General features: G+C 66.2%; 15 protein-coding genes. 8 read left to right on the forward strand and 7 right to left on the reverse strand.

Annotated features, from left to right (window positions below; all coding sequences use genetic code 11):
* The first annotated feature begins 104 nt into the window (after positions 1–104).
* From HWY45_RS22330 to HWY45_RS22345, 4 genes are all read left to right on the forward strand, one after another.
* Complete coding sequence (locus HWY45_RS22330) at positions 105–1,907, forward strand: alkaline phosphatase D family protein (RefSeq protein WP_059880450.1); 1,803 nt, start codon at positions 105–107, stop codon at positions 1,905–1,907.
* 214 nt (positions 1,908–2,121) lie between these two features.
* The gene (locus HWY45_RS22335) at positions 2,122–3,618 is read left to right on the forward strand and encodes a hypothetical protein (protein ID WP_059880696.1); all 1,497 of its coding nucleotides are present in this window, start codon (positions 2,122–2,124) and stop codon (positions 3,616–3,618) included.
* A 50-nt stretch (positions 3,619–3,668) separates the two neighbouring features.
* Positions 3,669–3,995, forward strand: a complete 327-nt coding sequence (locus HWY45_RS22340) for a hypothetical protein (protein WP_059880447.1) — start codon at positions 3,669–3,671, stop codon at positions 3,993–3,995.
* A gap of 122 nt (positions 3,996–4,117) precedes the next feature.
* Positions 4,118–5,173, forward strand: a complete 1,056-nt coding sequence (locus HWY45_RS22345; protein WP_059880444.1) for an AraC family transcriptional regulator — start codon at positions 4,118–4,120, stop codon at positions 5,171–5,173.
* Between the two features lie 367 nt (positions 5,174–5,540).
* On the opposite strand, the gene HWY45_RS22350 is transcribed toward HWY45_RS22345, so the two are convergent.
* The gene (locus HWY45_RS22350; RefSeq protein WP_059880441.1) at positions 5,541–6,353 is read right to left on the reverse strand and encodes an IclR family transcriptional regulator; all 813 of its coding nucleotides are present in this window, start codon (positions 6,351–6,353) and stop codon (positions 5,541–5,543) included.
* A 172-nt stretch (positions 6,354–6,525) separates the two neighbouring features.
* Here HWY45_RS22350 and HWY45_RS22355 point away from each other — a divergent pair, with 172 nt between their 5' ends.
* The 4 genes from HWY45_RS22355 (at position 6,526) to HWY45_RS22370 (ending at position 11,335) form a co-directional block, all read left to right on the forward strand.
* Positions 6,526–7,512, forward strand: coding sequence for a hydroxymethylglutaryl-CoA lyase (locus tag HWY45_RS22355; protein ID WP_059880438.1), 987 nt, complete (start codon positions 6,526–6,528; stop codon positions 7,510–7,512).
* A complete protein-coding gene (locus HWY45_RS22360; protein WP_059880435.1) occupies positions 7,509–8,801 on the forward strand; it encodes a CaiB/BaiF CoA transferase family protein in 1,293 nt (430 codons plus the stop codon). Before HWY45_RS22355 ends, HWY45_RS22360 begins: the two co-directional genes overlap by 4 nt.
* 91 nt (positions 8,802–8,892) lie before the next feature.
* Positions 8,893–10,200: an MFS transporter gene (locus HWY45_RS22365; protein ID WP_059880432.1), complete on the forward strand. Its 1,308-nt coding sequence runs from the start codon at positions 8,893–8,895 to the stop codon at positions 10,198–10,200.
* A 1-nt stretch (position 10,201) separates the two neighbouring features.
* Positions 10,202–11,335 (forward strand): amidohydrolase family protein, encoded by a 1,134-nt coding sequence (locus HWY45_RS22370; RefSeq protein ID WP_059880429.1) that lies wholly within the window; start codon positions 10,202–10,204, stop codon positions 11,333–11,335.
* 508 nt (positions 11,336–11,843) lie between these two features.
* Here HWY45_RS22370 and HWY45_RS22375 read toward each other — a convergent pair.
* From HWY45_RS22375 to HWY45_RS22400, 6 genes are all read right to left on the reverse strand, one after another.
* Positions 11,844–12,716: a 4Fe-4S dicluster domain-containing protein gene (locus HWY45_RS22375; protein WP_059880425.1), complete on the reverse strand. Its 873-nt coding sequence runs from the start codon at positions 12,714–12,716 to the stop codon at positions 11,844–11,846.
* 10 nt (positions 12,717–12,726) lie between these two features.
* Positions 12,727–15,705, reverse strand: a complete 2,979-nt coding sequence (locus HWY45_RS22380) for a molybdopterin-dependent oxidoreductase (RefSeq protein WP_059880422.1) — start codon at positions 15,703–15,705, stop codon at positions 12,727–12,729.
* A 55-nt stretch (positions 15,706–15,760) separates the two neighbouring features.
* Positions 15,761–16,498, reverse strand: coding sequence for an OmpW/AlkL family protein (locus HWY45_RS22385; protein WP_059880415.1), 738 nt, complete (start codon positions 16,496–16,498; stop codon positions 15,761–15,763).
* A gap of 115 nt (positions 16,499–16,613) precedes the next feature.
* On the reverse strand, positions 16,614–18,608 hold the full coding sequence (locus tag HWY45_RS22390) for an acyl-CoA synthetase (protein WP_059880412.1): 1,995 nt from the start codon (positions 18,606–18,608) through the stop codon (positions 16,614–16,616).
* Positions 18,605–19,561, reverse strand: coding sequence for a fumarylacetoacetate hydrolase family protein (locus HWY45_RS22395; protein WP_059880410.1), 957 nt, complete (start codon positions 19,559–19,561; stop codon positions 18,605–18,607). Before HWY45_RS22395 ends, HWY45_RS22390 begins: the two co-directional genes overlap by 4 nt.
* Before the next feature lie 37 nt (positions 19,562–19,598).
* Entirely contained in the window at positions 19,599–20,669 is a 1,071-nt protein-coding gene (locus HWY45_RS22400; protein WP_059880408.1) for a VOC family protein, read from the reverse strand.

A 20,669-nucleotide genomic window follows, 5' to 3' on the forward strand; every position in this document is an offset into this window, starting at 1 on the left:
CGAAATGGGGTTGTCACGGCTGTTCAGGCCCGGAGCGCCGCTGTAGTGTTGTCCTCGCCACGCGTGCGCATCAGGGGCCAGCCGTCAGCCGACCGGGAGGATCGATGGATCGCCGCCATTTCCTCAGGTCGTCGGCTTTTTTCACGATCGCGGCCGCCACCGGCGCGCTTGGCGCCCCTCGATCCGCCACACGCGGCGCCGCGGCGCACCAGGGTCGCGACCGGTTCCCGCAAGGTGTCGCGAGCGGCGATCCGCGCGATCGCTCGATCGTGTTCTGGACGCGGTGCGTGCCGGCGCGCGACGGTGCGCGCGCGGTCTCGCTGCGGCTCGACGTCTCCACGCAGGCGGATTTCTCGACGCGCGTCGCCAGCGTCCCGCTGAAGGCGCTGGCCGCCTATGACTACACCGTGCGCGTGAAGGTCACGGCGCTCTCGCCGAAAACCTCGTACCACTATCGGTTCGTCGCCGGCGACGACGCGAGCGTGACCGGCGGCGCCCGCACGGCCCCGGACGCGGACGAGGCCAACGACCAGGTTCGCTTCGCGTGGCTCACCTGCCAGGACTGGAGCGTCAATCACTGGCAGGCGATGAGCCTGCTCGCGGCCGAGCGCGATCTCGATTTCGTCGTGCACGTGGGCGACTACATCTACGAAACGATCGGGGCCGCGAAGCCCCGCGCGGTCGAAGCCGCGCATCCGCCGTTGCGGCTGCCGGACGGCAAGCGGCTCGCCGACGGCGGCATGTACGCCGACACGCTCGACGACTATCGTGCGCTCTATCGAACCTATCGCACCGACCCGCGCTTGCAGACGCTGCACCAGCGCCTGCCGATGATCGCGATATGGGACGACCACGAGTTTTCCGACGACTGCTGGCAGGATCACCAGGTCTACACCAACGAGGAACGGCAGGAGACCCGGCGGCGCCGCGACGCCAGCCGTGCCTGGGCGGAATACATGCCGGTGGACTGGAGCGACGTGCGCTTCGAGCCGGACGATCCGTCGTACACCAACATCCGCCTCTACCGCGCGTTCCGCTTCGGCACGCTGATGCATCTCGTGATGACGGACGAGCGGCTGTATCGCGACGACCATGTCGTGAGCGAGGCGGCGATCGCCCGCGCACGCGGGCACGATCCGGTGCAGGGCGACGACGCGGCCGGCTCGCGCTACTTCGTCAAGCAGGACGTGCTGCAGCGCTTCGAGGCGCGCGATACCGCGCAGCTCGGCCGCGCGCCGTCGATGCTCGGCCCGGAGCAGGCGCAGTGGTGGAAGGCCACGTTGAAGCACTCGCCGGCGATCTGGAAGGTGTGGGGCAACGAGGTGATGCTGAATCGCCTGTGGGTCGTGATGCCGGGCGCGCCCAAGAACCCGGCGGCACGCCTCGTGGTCGACTGCGACGCATGGGACGGCTACCCGGCGCACAAGCACGAACTGCTCGCTTACCTGAAGGAGCAGGGGATCCGCAACGTCGTCGCGATCAGCGGGGATCTGCACGCGTTTCAGTGCGGCGTCGTGCGCGATGACCCCGATCCCGCGACGGGCGTGCCCGTGATTGTCGATTTCGTCTGCGCGGGGATCAGCAGCACGTCCTTCCATGCGTATGTGAAAGCGGCATGGCGCGGCACGCCGTTTGCGTCGCTGGCGGCCACGCCGGCCAGGCTGGACGCCTTCCTGATGGACAACAACCCCGATCTGCACCACGCGGATCACGACGCGCAGGGCTACGCGTCGGCCACCGTCACGCCCGAGCACTTTTCCGTGGTGTTCAACAAGGTGAAGCCGTTGAACCCCGACGGCAGCGCGCCCGCGGACGCGCTGCTCGACCGCACGCGGCTGACGGTGCCCCGCGACGCGGTCGAGGTGCGTGTCGAGCGGCTCCAGCCGCCGTACGCCGCTCCGGCGTGAAACGCATGTCCACTCAGTGTGGACGCAACGCCACCTTGAATTCCGATGTCCTGAATTAAGATTCAGCCGGCGCTTCGATGTCGCATCGAGCGGCCCGGCGATCGGTCGGCCGATGATCGTGGAGGAGAGAGCCATCCACGCTTCAATAATAGGATTGCTGAATACGTGATCGCTTCCGGGATCACGGACAAGCATGAACAACAAGAGGAAATTCATGAAGCCCATTGCATGGATGATCATGGCCGCCTGTCTCGCATTGACGGCATGCGGCGGTGACGACGTCGCCACGAACGGCGGCGCGTCGCTGTCGACGCCCGCCACGCCCGGTACGCCGTCCAATCCATCGCCGCCCACGGGAGGCGGCCCGGGCGGCGGCGGGTCGCAGGCAACGGCGGGCTGGTCGAAAGCCGCGGCGATGGACGGCAAAGCGCCGGAATTCGAACCGAGCGTGACCATCGACGCGAGCGGCAATGCGCTCGTGTCGTGGATGACGAGCGGCACCGGGAACAGCAACGCGATGTGGGGCGCGCGGTACGTGCCGGGTTCCGGCTGGAGCGCGGCGACGCGCCTCGATACGAGCGACGGTTCGCATCCAATGAGCGGGCCCGGCACGATCCAGCCGCAACTGGTCGGCAACGCGAGCGGGCAGGCGGTCGCATTCTGGACGGAATGGATGCCGGGCCCCAACGCCTATGCGCTGTGGGCGCGCCCGTACAGCCCGGGCACCGGCTGGGGCGTGCCGTTCGAGGTCGCGCCGAACGTCACGAGCGCCACGTATTCGGCCGGGATCGACAAGCAGGGCAACGCGATCGTCGCGTGGCCGCAGGAGATCAACCTGCTCAATTCCCGCATCGCGTGGACGCGCTATTCGCCGGGCGGCACGTGGTCGCCGACCGCGCTGATCCAGATGCCGGTGCAGACCGGGCCGGGCGCGATCACCGGCGATACCGACAACGTGGGGCCGATGATTTCGGTCCTGCCGTCCGGCAACGCGGTGCTGGCGTGGCGGCAGACGAACCATACGCGCTCGGCGCTCTGGACCGGCACGTACGACCCGGCCAACGGCTGGACCAACGTCGGTCAGGTCGTGTCGAACACGAGCCTGTTTACGACGATCATCTCGCCGGTGGCCGGCATGGATGCGAAAGGCAACATCACGCTGGTATGGGGGCAGCTCGACGTCACCGGCGGGAAGTTCCTCACCACCACCATGTCGCAACGCTATGTTTCCGGAACCGGGTGGCAGACGGCCCAGGCCGTGGCGCCGGCGCTCGCGGAAACCTCGAGCTTCATCGGCACGCCGCTGCTGACCGTCAACGAAACCGGCATGGCGGCCGTCATGTGGCCGCAGCTCGGCGGCGCGCTGCAGGCGAGCGTGGCGGACGCGACCGGAAACTGGGGGCCGCTGCATCAGCTGACCGCGCACCTCGACTCGACGGCAGGGCAGTACCCGCCGCTGGTGATCGATGCGGCGGGCAACGTCACGGCCGCGTGGCAGGACGTGGGTGCGTCGAGCTCGCCCGCGGTGGTCGCCGCCAGCTATCGGAACGGTGCGTGGAGCGCGTCGACGCTGTCGGGGCAGGATTCGCAGAGTGCGTACTGGCCGGCGCTGGCCGTCAACGCAGCCGGTGCGATGGCGCTCGTCTGGGCGTCGACCGTCCAGAACGTCGGCACGCTGCTGCAGGCGAGCTTCTATACGCCCGGCTCGTGACCGTCCCGCGCGCCAACGCGGCAACCAGCCAATCGACACAAGGAGAAGTCATGAAAAAAGCATTGCATTCCGCCGTACGGACCGCCATCGGCACGTCGGTCGCCAGCCTCGTCCTGTCCGCATGCGGTACGACGCAGATGAACATGGCCGACGTGCAGACGTCGACCGCGAAAACGCTCGGGCTGGCGTCGTCGGACGAGATCACCGTCGCCAATGTGCAGTACGGGAAGAAGGACGGGCTGGGCGGCCAGAAGGTGAGTTACGACGCCACCACGGGCAAGGGAAGGCGATTCAGCTGCACGGTGTTCATGATTCCCGGGCTGACGCCGATCGACCAGCCGACGTACAACAGCTGGGAATGCCATCCGCGCCGGTGACTTCCCGACGTCCGGACGGCGTGCTTTGGCAGGCCCCCGTCCGGAATATCTGCCGAGCGCGATTTCGTCTGATAATCAATGCACCGATTCACCCTCCGGCATCGGCTCGATAAAACACTGCCATGGATCAAGCAGATTTTGTCCCCATTTTCAAGTTTCATACGGTCGACTATCCCGAGCGGGACCGGTTTCACGTCTGGGTCAAGGACAATCTGTGCGACTGCCGGCTGGATGACGATAGCGGCGATGGCGCATTCGATGCGGAAGCGAGCGGCGCGGCGCTCGGCCCGCTGATCCTGTCGGGCCGGCGCTGGCGCTCGCGGCCGCCTACTTACACAGTCAACCGGACCGTGCGGCGGATTCGGCTCGACGGCCAGGATTCGATCCGGTTCACGCTGCTGCTCGGCGGGCGCCTCACGTGCCGCACCGGCGGCCCGGAGATGATCAAGTCCGCCGGCGATCTGTTCGTCTACGACGTCGCGCAGATCAACGAATGCCGGGTCGAGGGCGGCGACGTGATCAGTCTCGTCGTTCCGCGATATCTGCTGCCGAACCATGCGGCGCAGCTGCACGGCCAGACGCTGACGAGCGGCATCGGCCGCCTCGTCGGCGACCAGATGCTGTCGCTGTTCCGAAATCTTGGCAGCCTGCGGGCGCACGAGATACCCAACGTGGTGCAATCGACGCTGCTGCTTCTGGCCGCCGCGGCTTCGCCGACCGGGCAGGCCTTGCACGACGCGCGCGGCCCGATCGACAACGCATTGCTCGACCGGGTCCGGCGCTACATCGACGCGAATCTGCTGGACCCCGGGCTCACGCCCGACCGGATCTGCCGGGACATCGGCGTGTCGAGGGCGCGGCTCTATCAGCTTTTCAAGGAAGAGGGCGGCGTGATGCGGCAAATCACGCGCAAGCGGCTGCGCCACGCGTACTGCGTGCTGGGCGACCCGCAGCGCAGGCACCGGCGCATTGCGGAAATCGCATGGGCGCATGGTTTCCCGGACGAGAAATATTTCCATCGGGTCTTCAAGGCCGAGTTCGGGCATACGCCGAAGGAGACGCTGGAGTGTGCCGCGGCCCCCGTGCTGCTTCCGTGCGGCCCGAGCGCGGATGGACGATGGGCGGACGGCGGGCGGCTGTCGGGGTGGACGCTGCCGTTCGGTGTTCTGAACACCTAGGCGGGCCACGCCTTGCGTGCCGCAGAAGATCGTGACGAGCTTGTCGCGGCAGATATTCTTGTCGCGGAATTGCGGGGCACTCTCAGGCCCCGTTGCACGCTTGCCCTTCGATGTCGCACTGTCGTATCACGACTGAATCGATATAGGAAAACGACACGTCGATCCGCAGGCATGCCTCGATCAAGCCAAGCTGCGTTTCCCTTCGGGGTTCAAATGATCTTCTGCCATTTGGGAAACCGTGCGTCACCTTCAGCGGCAGGGAACCTGCGGTCAATCGTGTCAGATGTCATCGTGGTTGCGTCCGCAATCGCGACGTCTTTCACCCCATCACGCTACGTGCAAAGAAATCCGCGCCGACTCCTTGCTCTCAACCCGCATCATCCGCCGCCGACCTCAGCCGCGCGAGACTATCCCGCACGGCGGCCGCGTCATACCGCGCTCCCGCCCCGCCAAGCGCCACCGTCGCCTTCTGCGCGAGCGGCAGCAGCATCGCGATGGCCGCCACCATCACCGGCGCGGCGGCGAGCCGCGATTTCGGCCCCGACACCGTCAACGCGCCGACGCATGCACCGGCCGCATCGAACACGGGTACGGACGCCGATGCCGTCTCGGGGTCGCGCTCGCCGTACGACGCGGCCCATAGCTGCTCGCGCACATCGTTCCACCGCGCGTCCTGCGTGTCGGTGAAGGCCAGCAGCACCTTCCCGGACGCCCCCTGGCGAACCGGAAACTCCTCGCCCACGCGAATCGACACGCGCACCGCGCGTGCGGGCTCGACGCGGTAGAGCACCGAGCGCTTGTCGCCCTCGCGCACGTAGAACGACGCCGTTTCCCCCAATTCGCGGCTCAGCGTCTCGAGCAGCGGCTCGACCACCGGGCCGACCCGGAACGAGCGCTGATACAGCGCGGCAAGCCGCAACGGCTCGTGCCCGATCGCATACTGGCCATCGTCGAGCTTGCGCATGAAGCCGCCATGTTCGAGCGCGGCGAGCAGGCGCAGGATCGTGCTCTTGTAGAGCCCCGTGCGGCGCGACAGCTCGGCGAGCGACAGCCGGTCGTCGGTCGGCCCGAAGGCGCGGAGGATCGCGAACGCGCGGTCGAGAACGGCGACGCCGCTGGAGGCTTCGTCGGCCGGCGCATCGGGCCCGTCGCCGGCGTGATCTGCTTGAGTCGTAGGCACTGCCTGTTTCCCTCGGATGATGGTTGACCGACTATATCGTTCTGCCTGACAGAACACAAGTTCCATAAAATCGCGATTTCACGGGTATACCCCGCTTATCGCTCATTCGGCGCACGTCTAAAGTTCTATCAAACAGAACGATGTTCTTTTAGATAGAACGATGGAGTATCGAATGAGCGTTTCCGAATATCCGAAGGTGCTGGTCAGCGAAGTCGGGCCGCGCGACGGCCTGCAGAGCATCAAGGCCGTGATGCCGACGGCCGGCAAGCTGCGCTGGATCACCGCGCTGGCCGCGGCCGGCCTGCGCGAGATCGAGGTGGGGTCGTTCGTGCCGGCAAGGCTGTTGCCGCAGATGGCCGATGTCCGCGACGTGGTCGCGCATGCGCTGGCGATTCCCGGGCTGCATGTCGCCGCGCTCGCGCCGAACCTGCGCGGCGCCGAGGGGGCATTCGATGCGGGCGTGCACAAGCTGACGCTGCCGGTATCGGTGACGGAAGCGCATTCGCTGGCGAACATCCGCAAGACGCCCGCGCAGATGATCGACGAGGTGCGCGCGATCGTCGCGCTGCGCGACGCGCGGTTTCCGTCGGTGCAGATCGAGGCGGGCGTGTCGGTTGCGTTCGGCTGCACGCTCGCAGGCGCCGTCAGCGACGACGAGACGATCGCGATGGCCGTCGCGATGGCCGAATGCGGGGTCGACGAGATCGGGCTGTCCGACACGAGCGGCTACGCGAACCCGGCGCAGGTGCGCCGGCTGTTCGCACGCCTGCGGCGCGAAGTCGGCGACAAGGCCGGCGGCGCGCATTTCCACAACACGCGCGGGCAGGGGCTCGCGAACGTCGTCGCGGCGCTCGACGCGGGCGTGACGACGATCGACGCGAGCCAGGCCGGCCTAGGCGGCTGCCCGTATGCGCCGGGCGCGACCGGCAACATCGTCACCGAGGATCTCGTGTTCCTGCTCGAATCGATGGGCTGCGACACGGGCGTCGACGTCGACGCGCTGCTCGCCGCGCGCGCGATCCTGCACGCGGCGCTGCCGTCGGAGGCGCTGTACGGCCACGTGCCGGACGCCGGGCTGCCGAAGGGGTTCCGCTATGCGGACGGCCGCGCGCCGGCGGCGGCCCAGCCGGAAGGCTGCCTGGCGGGAGTCGCGCCATGAACGATCGGCAACCTGCCGCGCGGCTGCCGTACGACGGCCTGCGCGTGATCGAGATGACGCACATGGTGATGGGCCCGACCTGCGGGATGCTGCTCGCCGATCTCGGCGCGGAAGTGATCAAGATCGAGCCGATCGCGGGCGACAGCACACGCGCGCTGCGCGGCTCGGGCGCGGGCTTCTTCGGGATGTTCAACCGCAACAAGAAGAGCCTCGCGGTCGACGTGAAGGACCCGCGCGGGCTGGAGATCGTGCTGCGGCTCGTCGCGACGGCGGACGTCTTCAGCGAGAACTTCAAGAGCGGCACGATGGACCGGCTCGGCCTCGGCTATCCGGCGCTGTACTCGCTGAATCCGCGCCTCGTGTACGTGTCGCACAAGGGCTTCCTGCCGGGGCCGTACGAACATCGCACCGCGCTCGACGAAGTCGTGCAGATGATGGGCGGCCTCGCGTACATGACCGGCCCCGACGGCCGGCCGCTGCGCGCGGGCGCGAGCGTGAACGACATCATGGGCGGCATGTTCGGCGCGATCGGCGCGATGGCCGCGCTCGCGCAGCGCGAGCATACCGGCCGCGGCCAGCAGGTGCAGAGTTCGCTGTTCGAGAACAACGTGTTCCTGGTCGCGCAGCACATGATGCAGTTCGCGGTGACGGGGCAGGCCGCGGCGCCGATGCCGAACCGGATTTCCGCGTGGGCCGTCTACGACGTGTTCGCCGTGAAGGACGGCGAGCAGATCTTTCTCGCGGTCGTGTCCGACACGCAGTGGGCGCTGTTCTGCGACGCGTTCGGCTTTGCGGCGCTGAAGGACGATCCGCGCCTCGCGACCAACAACCTGCGCGTGCAGGCGCGCGGCTGGCTGCTGCCCGAGTTGCGCGCGCGGCTCGCGCCGCTTTCGGCCGCGGAGATCGGCGCGATCTTCGAGTCGATCGGCCTGCCGTATGCACCGATCACGAAGCCGCAGGACCTGTTCGACGATCCGCACCTGCTGGCCACGGGCGGCCTCGCGGCCGTGACGCTGCCGGCCGATGCAAGCAGCGCCGGGCGGCCGGTCGACACGCGCACCGCGCTGCTGCCGCTGACGCTCGCGGGCGAGCGCCCGCGGCTGCGTTCGGCGCCGCCCGCGCTCGGCCAGGACACGCGCGCGCTGCTCGCCGAGCTCGGCTATGCGCCGGACGACGCACGCGCGCTGATCGAGGCCGGTGTGGTCGCGGGGCCGGGCGGCGCGGATGGCGCAGCGCCGGCCGACGCCCCGGGCGGCGCGCCGTCGCCGAACGAGCTGGCAAGCGCGTAGCGCGGCCGCGATCCAACGAACGCAACCTCGAACGAAAGGCGCCCCGGCCGCGCAACGCGCGGGCGCGGGCCGCCCCATCCAGGAGACAACCATGACATCCGCATCCCCGGCGCTGGCCGCCGATCGCGAGACCGACGCGTCGGTCGAGCAGCGGGCCGTGCGCAAGGCCGCATGGCGCTTCATTCCGCTGCTCGCGCTCGCGTATTTCTTCAACTATCTGGACCGCACGAGCGTCGGGTTCGCGGCACTCACGATGAACCGCGATCTCGGGCTGACCGCGACGCAGTTCGGCTGGGGCGCGGGGATCATGTTCGCCGGCTACTGCCTGTTCGAGGTGCCGAGCAATCTCGCGCTGTACCGCTTCGGCGCGCGCCGCTGGCTCGCCCGCATCATGATCACGTGGGGGCTGATGGCGGCCGCGACCGCGCTCGCGGCCGGGCCGACCAGCTTCTACGCGATCCGGCTGCTGCTCGGCATCGGCGAGGCCGGGTTCTTTCCCGGCGTGATCTTCTTCCTCGCCGTGTGGTTTCCGGCGAGCTACCGCACGCGCGTGCTCGCGTGGTTCACCGTGTCGACGCCGCTGTCGTCGCTGATCGGCGGCCCGCTGTCGACGTGGCTGCTGCAGCTCGACGGCGCGCTCGGGCTCGCGGGCTGGAAGTGGATGTTCATCGTCGAAGGGCTGCCGGCGTGCGCGCTCGGCTTTCTCGTGCTGAAGCTGCTGTCCGACTCGCCCGCCGATGCCGCGTGGCTGACGGACGACGAGCGTGCCGCGCTGCGGCGCGCGTTCGAGCGCGAAAGCGCGGCCGCCAGCCGCAAGAAGCGTTTCGGCGTCGCGCTGCGCGACGTGCGCGTGTACGTGCTCGCGCTGATCTCGTTCGGCTTCACGATGGGCTCGTACGGGATCGGCATCTGGCTGCCGCAGATGCTGAAGGCGCACGGCATGTCGACGATGCAGACGGGCTGGCTGTCCTCGGTGCCGTACTTCTTCGCGACGGTCGCGCTGCTGTGGTGGGCGAAGCGGGTGGACCGCCGCGGCAGCCCGGTCGGGAACCTGGCCATCGGGCTGTGCATCGGCGCGGTGGCGCTCGGCGTGTCGACGCATTTCCTGACGCTCGGCCCCGCGCTCGCCGGCATCACGCTCGCGCTGATCGGCACGATTGCCGGCCGCACGATCTTCTACACGCTGCCGTCGCGCTTCCTGTCCGGCCAGGCGGCGGCCGGCGGGCTCGCGCTGATCAACTCGATCGGCGCGCTCGGCGGCTTCGCGGGCCCTTATCTGGTCGGCTACCTGAAGGACAGCTTCGGCACCTTCACGGCCGGCATGCTCGGCCTCGCGATCGTGCTGGCGATCACGACGCTGCTCACGCTGTCGCTGTATGCGTTCGAACGGAGCGAATGACATGGACACGACGGTTTCGATCAAGCGACGCCGGCTGCTCGGCGCGGCCGCCGCGTCGCTCGCGCTGCCCGGGTGCGTCGATACGCGCGCGCCGGCCCAACATGGAGCTTCCCGCATGACGACGCAAAGCAACTATCTCGCGGTGCGCCCCGACTGGCTCGCGTCGGCGCTCGAACCCGCGCTCGAGCCCGACCTGCCGATCGTCGACGCGCATCATCATTTCTATGAACGGCCGGGCTGGATCTACCTGCTCGACGACTATCTGCAGGACGCGCGGTCGTCGGGCCACAACATCCAGGCGTCGGTCTACATGCAGGCGCAGACGCGCTACCGCGAGGCAGGCCCGGCCGAACTGAAGCCGGCCGGCGAGACGGCCTATGTCGCCGGCGTGACCGAGCCGCTCCGGCACGGCAAACCGGCCGTCGCGAAAGGCATCGTCGGCTACGCGGACCTGCGGCTCGGCGCACGGGTGCGCGACGTGCTGGAAGCGCATCTCGAAGCGGGGCGCGGGCGCTTTCGCGGGGTGCGGCACCTGACCACGTGGGATGCCGATCCGACGCTTGCCAATCCGCTGTCGGCAGTGCCGCGCGGGCTGCTGCTCGATCCCGCGTACCGGGCCGGCGTCGCGCAGCTCGCGCCGCTCGGGCTGTCGTACGACGCGTGGCTGTTCTTTCCTCAGTTACCCGAACTGTTCGATCTGGCGAAGGCGAACCCCGAAACGAAGATCATCGTCAACCACTGCGGCGGCGTCGTGCGGATCGCGAGCTATGCGGACAGGCGGCCGGAGGTGTTCAAGCACTGGTCGGCGTCGATGCGCATGCTCGCGCAACTGCCGAACGTGTACGTGAAGGTCGGCGGGCTCGGGATGCGCATCAACGGTTTCGATTTCGAGAAGGGCGCGCGGCCGCCGTCTTCCACGCATCTCGCCGATGCATGGAAGCCGTGGATGATGACGTGCATCGATGCGTTCGGCGCCGAGCGCTGCATGTTCGAGAGCAATTTCCCGGTCGACAAGGGCTCGTATTCGTACGCGAACGGCTGGAATGCGTTCAAGCGGCTGACCGCGCAGGCGAGCGCGGACGAGCGCGACGCGCTGTTCCGGGGGACCGTCACGCGTGTTTATCGGCTTGGCTGACCGGGTATCGCGGTGCGTGCCGGCATGTTCAGCGAGGCACGCCCGCCCGGCGACGTGCGGGCAAATCGTCATCGATATGCCCGCACGCCTCCGACGCAGTCGCGTCGATCAAACGCAAAATCAAGAATTATCGCGAAGAGGGCGGGACGACGACGATCAGCCGGATGCAGTGGAATCAAACGCCATCGTGAGCAGTGCCGGCGCGTAGCGCGTGGCAGTCGTCGCCCCGGCCCCCCCGCGGTCGTCGTCGGCCGCGGGGCGCTGCCGGACAGCGCGTGCGTCGTGAAACCGCTGATGAGCTTCCCGAGCGTCGGTGATCGACGCGTATGGGCAACCGTCATCGATCGAAGCGTTCGAGTCGTTGCCCTGCATCGCGACCGTGAGCGTACTGGAAGGCCGGCCGTGGCGATCGCAGGGCGAAGGCGCGCGCGCGATCCAGGCGCGCGTGCAGGCGCGGGCCGCGCCACGGAGATCGGTGCGATGACCGCAGCGTCCGGCCTTGCTCGGATCATGAGCACTCGATCGCCACGGGGTTTGTCGACTGACTGAGCCTGATCTCGCCCAGGTACGCGCTGTCGCCCAATTCACACTCGCGCCATGCATTGCCGAGGGCATGTCGGATTTTGACTCTGTAGAGGCCGCTGCCCTTGGCCAGGCCGTCGAACCGGAAATCGCCGAAGCCGTCCGAGACGGTTTCGGCTACCTGCAGATGACCGGCATACAAGTCGACGGCCGCCTCCGCGACACACTCGACCACGTTTCCTGCCTGCACAACACTGATACTTCCGCCGATGAAGCACGTTTCCCAGCGCTCGAGGCCGCTGTACCACACGCGGGGCTTCGTGCCCAGGTTGGGGCGCAATACCTTGAGTCCCTCGCGCCGGGCCTTCTCGGCCATCGCCGTGTCATCGAGCCTGACCGTCTCGAATACATCGGTGGGGCACGACTGCTGACAACGCGGGCCGGACCAGCCCTGGTCGAGCAAATGCGCATCGAAGATCCAGATCTGGGGCAGTTGCAGTTCTTCGTTCCAGACGATCGCCTTGTAGGGGCACGCCTTCACGATGTCCTTTCGGCCTCGCGCCTTGTCCGGATCGATGATGACGATGCCGTCGGCGCGCTTGCGAATGGCGCTACCGCCCACACGCATGCAGGGCGCGTCGTCGCAGTGGTTGCACATGACCGGCAGATAAGTGGTCTCGATCATATGCGAAGCACCCTGTACACGACGCACGATGCGGATGAGGCTCTCGGCGTTGGCCGCGGCGGGTGCCGCGTAACCGGGGAAGTCATTGCCGACGTGCTCGTCCCGCGCGGCGATCACGCAGTTCTGGCAGTTTTCGCAACGGCCGACTTTGATAATCAGGTTCCACTTGCTCATTTGAAATTCCTCACGCTGCGCGACCGAGCATGAACGCCTCGGCACCGCGCCATTTCTCGACCTGCACCAGGCAGGAATTCGGGCTCATGCTGCTGGTGCCGGAGGTCTGCGGCCGGTCGGGGGTCAGCATGTTCATGCAACCGCCAATCTCGACTTGCTCGCCGTCGATTTCGATCAGCTGAAATTCAGCGCTCGCCTCGTAGGATTTCACCACTCCAGCGTTCACCAGGGGCGAGACATCGGCCGCACAGATCACAGCGCCGCGGTCGTTGTGTACTTTGACGAGATCGCGATGCGCAATGCGTCGAATGGCGGCGTCAGCCGGATTGAGCCTCAGGAGCCAGAACCGGTGCCCCGCGATCAGCGCGCGATGATCGTCGATGCCGTTCACTGCGGAATTTTTTCCGTCACCAAGGGTATGAAAGCTGTAGCGGCTGTGGGTGGCGATCAATTGCAGCGGGTAGCGCCGGGCCAGGTCCGAGCGCAGACCCTCCCAGGAGGGGATATATCGGTTGAGCGGCGGCCGCTCGGGATTGTCCGCCGTGTGTCGCTTCAGCAACTCGGGCACGAACTCCAGCTTGCCGCTCGGCGTCTGCAGGCCCTTGCCGAACTTTTCCGAGAACTGTGACGGCAGCGGATGAGGTTCCGGCAGGTCCTTCTTCCTGTCTTCCGCATACCAGCGCATGTCCACGGGATGGCGCAGCTCGGGCTTTTCGGGCGGCACGACGAAGTAGCCCTTGCGGCAGAACGCTCGCCACGAGATGTGATCGGGCAGATCCGACGAGTCGAAGACGCGCTTGACCCAGTCGAGATCGCCGCAGCCTTCGGTGAAAACGCCACCCAGTCCCAACCGGGTCAGGATGGCGGTGAAAATGTCGTAGTCGGAACGGGACTCGCCCAAGGGTTCGATGCACTTGTGCTGCAGCGTCAGCATGCGATGGTTGACCGTGCCATACCCATGGTGCGCGTAGCCACCCGAGTTCGCCCATTCGCCAATGTCCCAGCGCTCCAGCGAAGTGCAGGCGGGCAGGATGATGTCGGCGAACCGGGCTTCGCCTTCCATCCAGATCGACTGATTGACGACGAACTCGATGCTCGAATGCCGGTAGGCCTGCGTCCAGCGTCCGGAATTCGTCACGGTGCTGAACGCGGATCCGCCGTAGCGATAGATCATGCGGATCGGCGAATAGCCGGGCATCGGGTAGGTGAACGGCGCAAACTGGGCTTCCTGGGACATGCCGTCCCAGAGATAGCCGGCAGCGTGACCGTTGAGAATCGCATCGGGCATCTGCTGTCGCGGCACCATCTGCTTGACGGGATTCATGGTCAGGATATGCGGCATGCGCTGGTAGTTGTCCACCGCATTGGCGGTCCACGCCAGGTCGCCCGAAATGCCGCCGTCCGCGTAGCCGGGGAAGTAGAACTGGAGATCGTGCGGGACGCCGATTTCGAGGCAGCCGAAATTCACCCCCGGCTTGCCCCAGCCCTGCATGGACATCATCATGATCATGCAGCGCGCCCATTGCGCCCCGGTCGCCCCGCGGCCCGCGCCACCGAATCCCGCGCCGGTCATCCCGACGGCGAGATGAACCTTTTTCCTGCCCCATAGGCGCGCGAGTGCGCGGGCATCCTTGGCCGGCACGCCTGTCTCGCCCTCCTGCCACTCGGGAGTCTTGGGGATACCGTCGGTTTCGCCCAGAAGGTAGGCTTTCCAATCGTCGAAACCGGTCGTGCGCGTCGCGACGTAATCCTTGTCGTAAAGGCCCTCCACGGTCCACACGTACATGATGGCGGTCGCCAGGGCGGCATCGGTTTGCGGCCGGATCGGGATCCAGCGGCCGCCCAGCAGCTGTGCGGTGGGATTGCAGTGCGGGTCGATGTGAACGAACTCGATGCCGAGCTCCTTGGCCCACAGGCGGCGCGGGGTTCCCTCGAATCCTGCGTAGGCCCCGTTGGTACTTTCGGGGTCGCAGGACCAGAACACGATCATTTCGGCTTCCTTGAGACCATCCTCGAGGCCGCCATAGCCGGAGGGCACGCCGACGCGCATCGCGTTGCCGAAATGATGCATGGCGCCCCAGTACCAGCCTTCCCAGCTGTCCGGGTTCGCGGCGACCCGGGTGAAGCCGATCAGGTTGGCGAATCGCGTCAGCGCGCTGAGGTAGTAGCCGACGTTGCCCCACTGGTGATGGGACGACATCGGGAACGTGATGGAGCCGGGGCCGTGAACACGCTTCTGCCGGTTGATCTCCCTGGCGACGATGTCCAGGGCTTCGTCCCAGCTGATACGCACATAGCCGGACTTGCCGCGGTTCTGTGGGTTGCGCTCGCCGTCGGGGTCGAAGTCGACCCGCTTCATCGGGTGAAGGATGCGCTTGTCGGAGTAGACCAGCGACTTGAGGGTCAACGCGTGGGGCGCGACCAATCCACGCCGTGGCGGGCTGAAGCGGCGTCCACGTGCCTCGATCACCCAACTCGACGCGTCCGTATCGTCCAGCTCGATGGGCGTCACGCGGACGATGCGGCCATCCTTGACGTAGACGAACAGGGGCCCGCCATTGGTACAGGTCGTGTAGCGTCGGGTGCCGTCGCGCATGGGCGTGCCCATCGTCAGGCCGACGGTGCGCATCATGCTCAGGGTTTGCATGAGCCAGACCAGCAGTTCGTCCTCGCCCTCGGTGACCACCTTGAAGTTCTTGGCGGCGTGGACGATTTCGCCCTGGTCCGGGCTCGGGGAAAGGAACTTCAGGGCGGTGGCGACGTCCTTGAAGGACATGCGCACGTCGGGCCGCGGATGCTTGCCGGCGCGCGACCGAATGCGGCCATTCCTGAACTCGATGGCGCGACCGATGCTTTGATCCATGAGCCCGATCCACGCAACGAGATTGCGCTCCTTGAGGCGATCGCGATAGGCGGGGAAGCGGCGCGCCGTCAGGTCCAGAACCTTGGGCAATGCAAAAAGAATGGTCTTGAGAGCCTGTCGTTTCATCGTTCGATCCAAAGTGTTGCTTCCATGCGGGGGGGCTGGCATCGGGTCGCACCCGCTAGAACGTATAAGCGACGTTCAGGAAAACGCTGACGGGATGGAGTCGGAGCGTCGATTTGGAAACGATCTGCGTCCCGGTCGCGGTCTGTCCGTATAACGTGAGGTGGGTCTTCACCGGCATGTAGCCGACAGAAGTACCGACAGACCAATGTTTGGTCATCGCGTAACTCGCCCCGATCTCGAACACGGGGTTCCACGATGCGCTGAGTGTCGCGCGCGCCGAGCCACCCGGCCCAAAGCTGTCGGAGACAAACTGGCGATTGGTTGCCCGCACCTGGGTGAACCACGTGTAGTTCACGCCAAGTCCTGCGTACGGACGGAATTTCGATGCGGCTGAAAACAGGTGATATCGAAGCTCGATGGCGGGCGGCATCGGCCTTGTCGTGCCGAGGGTGCCATACTTCTGCAACGTCCCGTCACCGGCCAGATTGACTTTCAGTGGCAGTCCGAACAACATGGCGACACCAACGTTGTCGGTGACGTAGTACTCGGTGGTGATTCCCATCGTATCCGTCGAGCTGGCATGCGCCCCGGTACCGGCCATTTGCTGATTCACCGTTACGCCGCCAACACTTTGCACGGTCAAGGGCGTCGCGTTGCCCTGGGGCGAGATGTGCAGCCATCCAACCGATGTCGTGATGCTTCCGGCCGTCTGCGCATCTGCATGGTCGGCAAGTGCGGCCGTGCAGATACAAACCGCCACGCCTGCAAAATGCATCGTTCGCGTGAAATCCAATTTTCGTCTCCTCTGTCTCGATGCGATTCAAGAACTGCAGATAATCTGGATACCTTATTGGTCATGACGAGCCGCTCTCGGAATTTGTGTTGTCGCGGCTAGTCGCGCGCCGCCGTCACCGCAGATCTGTTGCTGTCGGATCGGGCGATCGAATTGGTTTCGCGGCGAACGAGATTGAAAACGCAAACGGAAAGCGCCCCAGCACGAAGCGCGCCGCAGTCTCGAGTGCGGGATTGCTCAGCTCGACCACGACCGACATTCCGCCGGAATCACTGGTCTCGACGTTGACTGATGCGCCGGGGGCTCCGCCCTGGTCCAATGCCGTGCGGAGCGCGTCACTCGTCTCTCGGCGCTTGAGTTCCGGTTTGAATATCTTGCCGACGCCTGTGAGCGGGATCGCTTCGACGATTCGGACATGCCTGGGCAGGGCGGCGCGTTCAGCGATCTCCCGCTGCATGAACACGTGCAGATCGTGCTCGGTAGCGGTCATACCGGGCTTGAGCTGAACATACGCGACCGGCAACTCGCCGGCATAGGCATCGGGGCGCCCGATTGCCGCGGCGATCTGGACCGCCGGGTGTCGATGCAGCGGTTCCTCGATCGTCGCCGGGTCGATATTGTGTCCGCCGCGAATGATCAACTCCTTCTTGCGGCCGGTCAGCCAGAAGTAACCGTCGCTGTCGCAGCGGCCGAGGTCGCCGGTGTTGAGCCAGCGCTTGCCGTCGCCGAGATCGAGCCACAGGGCCTTGTTCTGGTCGGGACGCGTGTAGCCGGTGAAGACGTTCGGCCCGGAGATGACGAGCAGCCCCTCCTCGTTAGCTGCGCAGTCGCGCAGATACCGTCCCGCATCGTCCACGACGACTGCCTTCATCGCCTGGAAGGGGATGCGAAGCCCGATCGATCCCAGCCGACGCTCGCCGGTCGGCGGGTTGACGCTGCTCACGCACGTTCCTTCGGTCAGGCCGTAACCTTCGAGAATCCGGATGCCCGTTTTTTCCTGGAAGGCCCTGAAGACGCCGACCGGCATCGGCGCGGCACCGCACAGGCCGTATTCGAGCGAGTCGATCACATGATCGTCGACAGGAATGTCGAGCAGCGAAGCATAAAGCGTCGGGACGCCACTGAAGAAATTGATGTGGTGATGTTCGACGATTTCCCAGAAACGTTTGACGACGCCGTCGCCTCGGTAACCCTGCGGTGTGCCGAGCACGACATGGGCGCCGCGCGAGAAAGGCAGGAGGCCGGTCACCATCGCGGCATTGACGTGAAAGAGCGGCAAGCCGCAAAAAGTCGCTTTGCCGGGGCCGATACTGTCGCCGAAGAACCGCCCGGCGCTCCATGCATTCGCCACTTCGTTGCCGTGGCTGCGCATCGCGATTTTCGGCAACCCGGTGGTTCCACCGGTACAGAAGAAGGAGGACATGTCGCCAGGTTGAATGCGGCGCGCATTGTCGAGCGCCGTACCGGATTCCCGCGCGATTGCCGTACCGAAGTCGTGAATCCGGATGTGCGCAGGCACCGCGCTGCGCAAACCGCCATCGCCGTACAGCTGCGCACACGCGTCGTGCTGGAGCGTGCGCGCCGCCGGCTGCGCCATGCCCCGCACGCGATCGGCCGGATTGACCAGCACGAGATGCCGCAGCGGCTCGACCTCATGAAGGATCTCCGCGACTTTTTGCCAGAGATCGGCCCCGGGAAATGGCGCGAGCGTCACGAGTACGCTGGCGCCGGCCGCTTTGAGCAGACTGCCTATCGCGTCCCCTTCGAGGAGCGGATTGATCGCGCATACGATGCCGGCCGCTTGCCCGCCCCAGATCACGAAATGCGTTTCGGGAAGATTGGGCAGCACATAAGCGATCACCGAATGCGAGCTCACGCCGAGGCGCGTGAACATGTTGGCCGTGCGCGTGATGTCACGAACCAGCTCGCGATAGGTCCAGCACTCGGCGTCGCGGTGCGCATCGGCGGTCATGAAAAAGGAGAGGGCGGGGGCGGACGGATCGATGGCCGCACCGGCGCAGATCATCTCGTATGTGCTGGCCGGGAGGCCGGGCGGAAAGCCCTGCGCTTCGATCGCCAGCACGTCGTTCCGGGTCGCGATGCCGTTCATGCTGCTTCGTCCACGATCTCGTTACGTTGCACGCCCAGATCGATCGTTCCATCGCGGCTCGCGATGCGGGCTTCGACGATATCTCCGGCCTTCAGATACTGCGCGCGTCCTGCCTGCACCTTCATGAACATCTTCCACTTGACGGATTCGGGAAAAAGCGCGGCAGCTCGCTGCTTGAGCGGCGACGGGATGCTGAGTGCGCAGCCGGCCGGCGTGCCGGTCGCGAGCAGGTCGCCGGCGCGAAGGTCGTGCACGCCCGACAACTCGGTCAACGTTTCCGCCGGACCGTAGACGAGGTTCGATGTCGAGTCCTGCTGACGCACCGCGCCGTTGACGGTCAACGTCAGGTCGAGCGCCTTCAGCTTCGGGAAGTCACGCCGTTCGAGCAGGCACAGATAGGGGCCGACCGGGCCAAACGTCCGGAAGCTCTTGCCCTTGTAGAACTGCATCTGCGGGATCTGTACATCGCGCGCGGAATAGTCGTTGACGATCACGGTGCCCGCGACATAGTCGTGCAGGTTCGCGTCCGTGATCTGCCGGTGAGACGTGATGTCGCGCTTGAGGATGAGGCCGAGCTCGATTTCGTAGTCGAGAAACCGGACGTGCCGCGGTTTCACGACCGGTGAGTCGGCGGCGACGATGCAACTCGTCGCCTTCGTGAAGATCATGTTGAACTTTTTCGCGTCCGGATCCATGCCCGATTCGATCATGTGCCGACGATAATTCGCGCCCTGGCAAACGAATTGCTGGTTGGCTGTGACCGGTGGCAGCCACTCCACGTCTGACTCCGGAATCGTCGATCCGTCGAGCGTGGCGAGTCGCTCAACCGGATTCGCCGCGAGAAAGCTCGCGGTTGTCTCGAAGTCGCCGGGAATCGGCGTGACGGCGCCGTTGGCGACCACCCCCCATTGGGCACGGCCATGATGCCGGAAGTGCAGGACAAGCAGTGACATGAATAAGTCTCTCGTGAGTCGAACAGGCGGATGGGGATCAGGCGAACAGCTTCGCCAGGGTCAGCAGCTTGCCGACCGTCAGATCGGGACTGCGGCGCAGGTTGCGAAACAGCGCCGCGAGGCTCGACGGCGTGAGCCGGGGCTTCGTGAAGCTGCGCGGCATCGTCGGGCCCCACTGCGCCATCGCTTCGCGGCTGACCGCGTGCACGCCCGTCGGCTCGTCGGCGGTAAACAGGTCGCCGTCGCAATAGTGTTCGTGCTTGTCGCCCCACGGGTCCTGCCAATAGTCGAAGATCTGGCTGCCGAGAATGTGCCGGCCGATGCCCCACGCGTGCGCCCACCCGTTGTCGTGGAGCATGCGCTGGCCCATGCCGACGGCATCGGCATCGACCAGTTCGTACGCGCTATGGCTATAAGTCGGCACGAACCCTTGGGCGAGCGCGAGCGTATGGTGGTCGGCCGGCCTGTCGCCGAGATCGAGCCGCATGAACGCAACGGCAGGGGAGCCGTCCGGCAGCACCTGGACATCGCTGGGGATGAACCCGAAATGCTGCGTGTACCACGCGCAGGTTTCCTGGTAGTCGGCCAGCTCGAGCACGACGTGTCCGAGCCGAATGACCTCGGGCGCGCTCGCCGGCGGCCGCTGCGTTTCGTTGATCCGCACGGGTGTGTCGACCGAGTTGAACGGGAGCGCAGCGCGATGCGGCAACGTGTCGGCCACTGTCTGGCCCGCTATCGCGTCGACCCGAAAACCCGACGGATCGATGAGCCGCACCCGAAGGCCGCCGCCGGGCCAATCCGATGCCTCGATCTCCGACGCGCCAGGGACTTTGGCGAGCGCCGCCAGATCGGCTCGGCTGTCGACCCGCAATCCGAAGCCGACGAAGCGGGCCTTCGGCGCGTGGCGAACGACATAACAGAAGTGTGCGGTGCCCGTTCCGCGCAGCAGCAATTGCGTGTCGTCCCGCAGCACCGTTCGGAGCCCGAAGTCGTTGAGAAAGCGCTCTGCCTCGTCGAGATCGGGACGATCGAAGATCAGATAGGCGAGCGCCGATGCCTTCGTTGTGGGGTGAGGGTGGCGAGCCGGTTGTGGGGTGGTCAGCTTCAT

Source organism: Burkholderia stagnalis, from assembly GCF_902830275.1.
In the GTDB taxonomy this organism is placed as follows: Bacteria; Pseudomonadota; Gammaproteobacteria; order Burkholderiales; family Burkholderiaceae; genus Burkholderia; species Burkholderia stagnalis.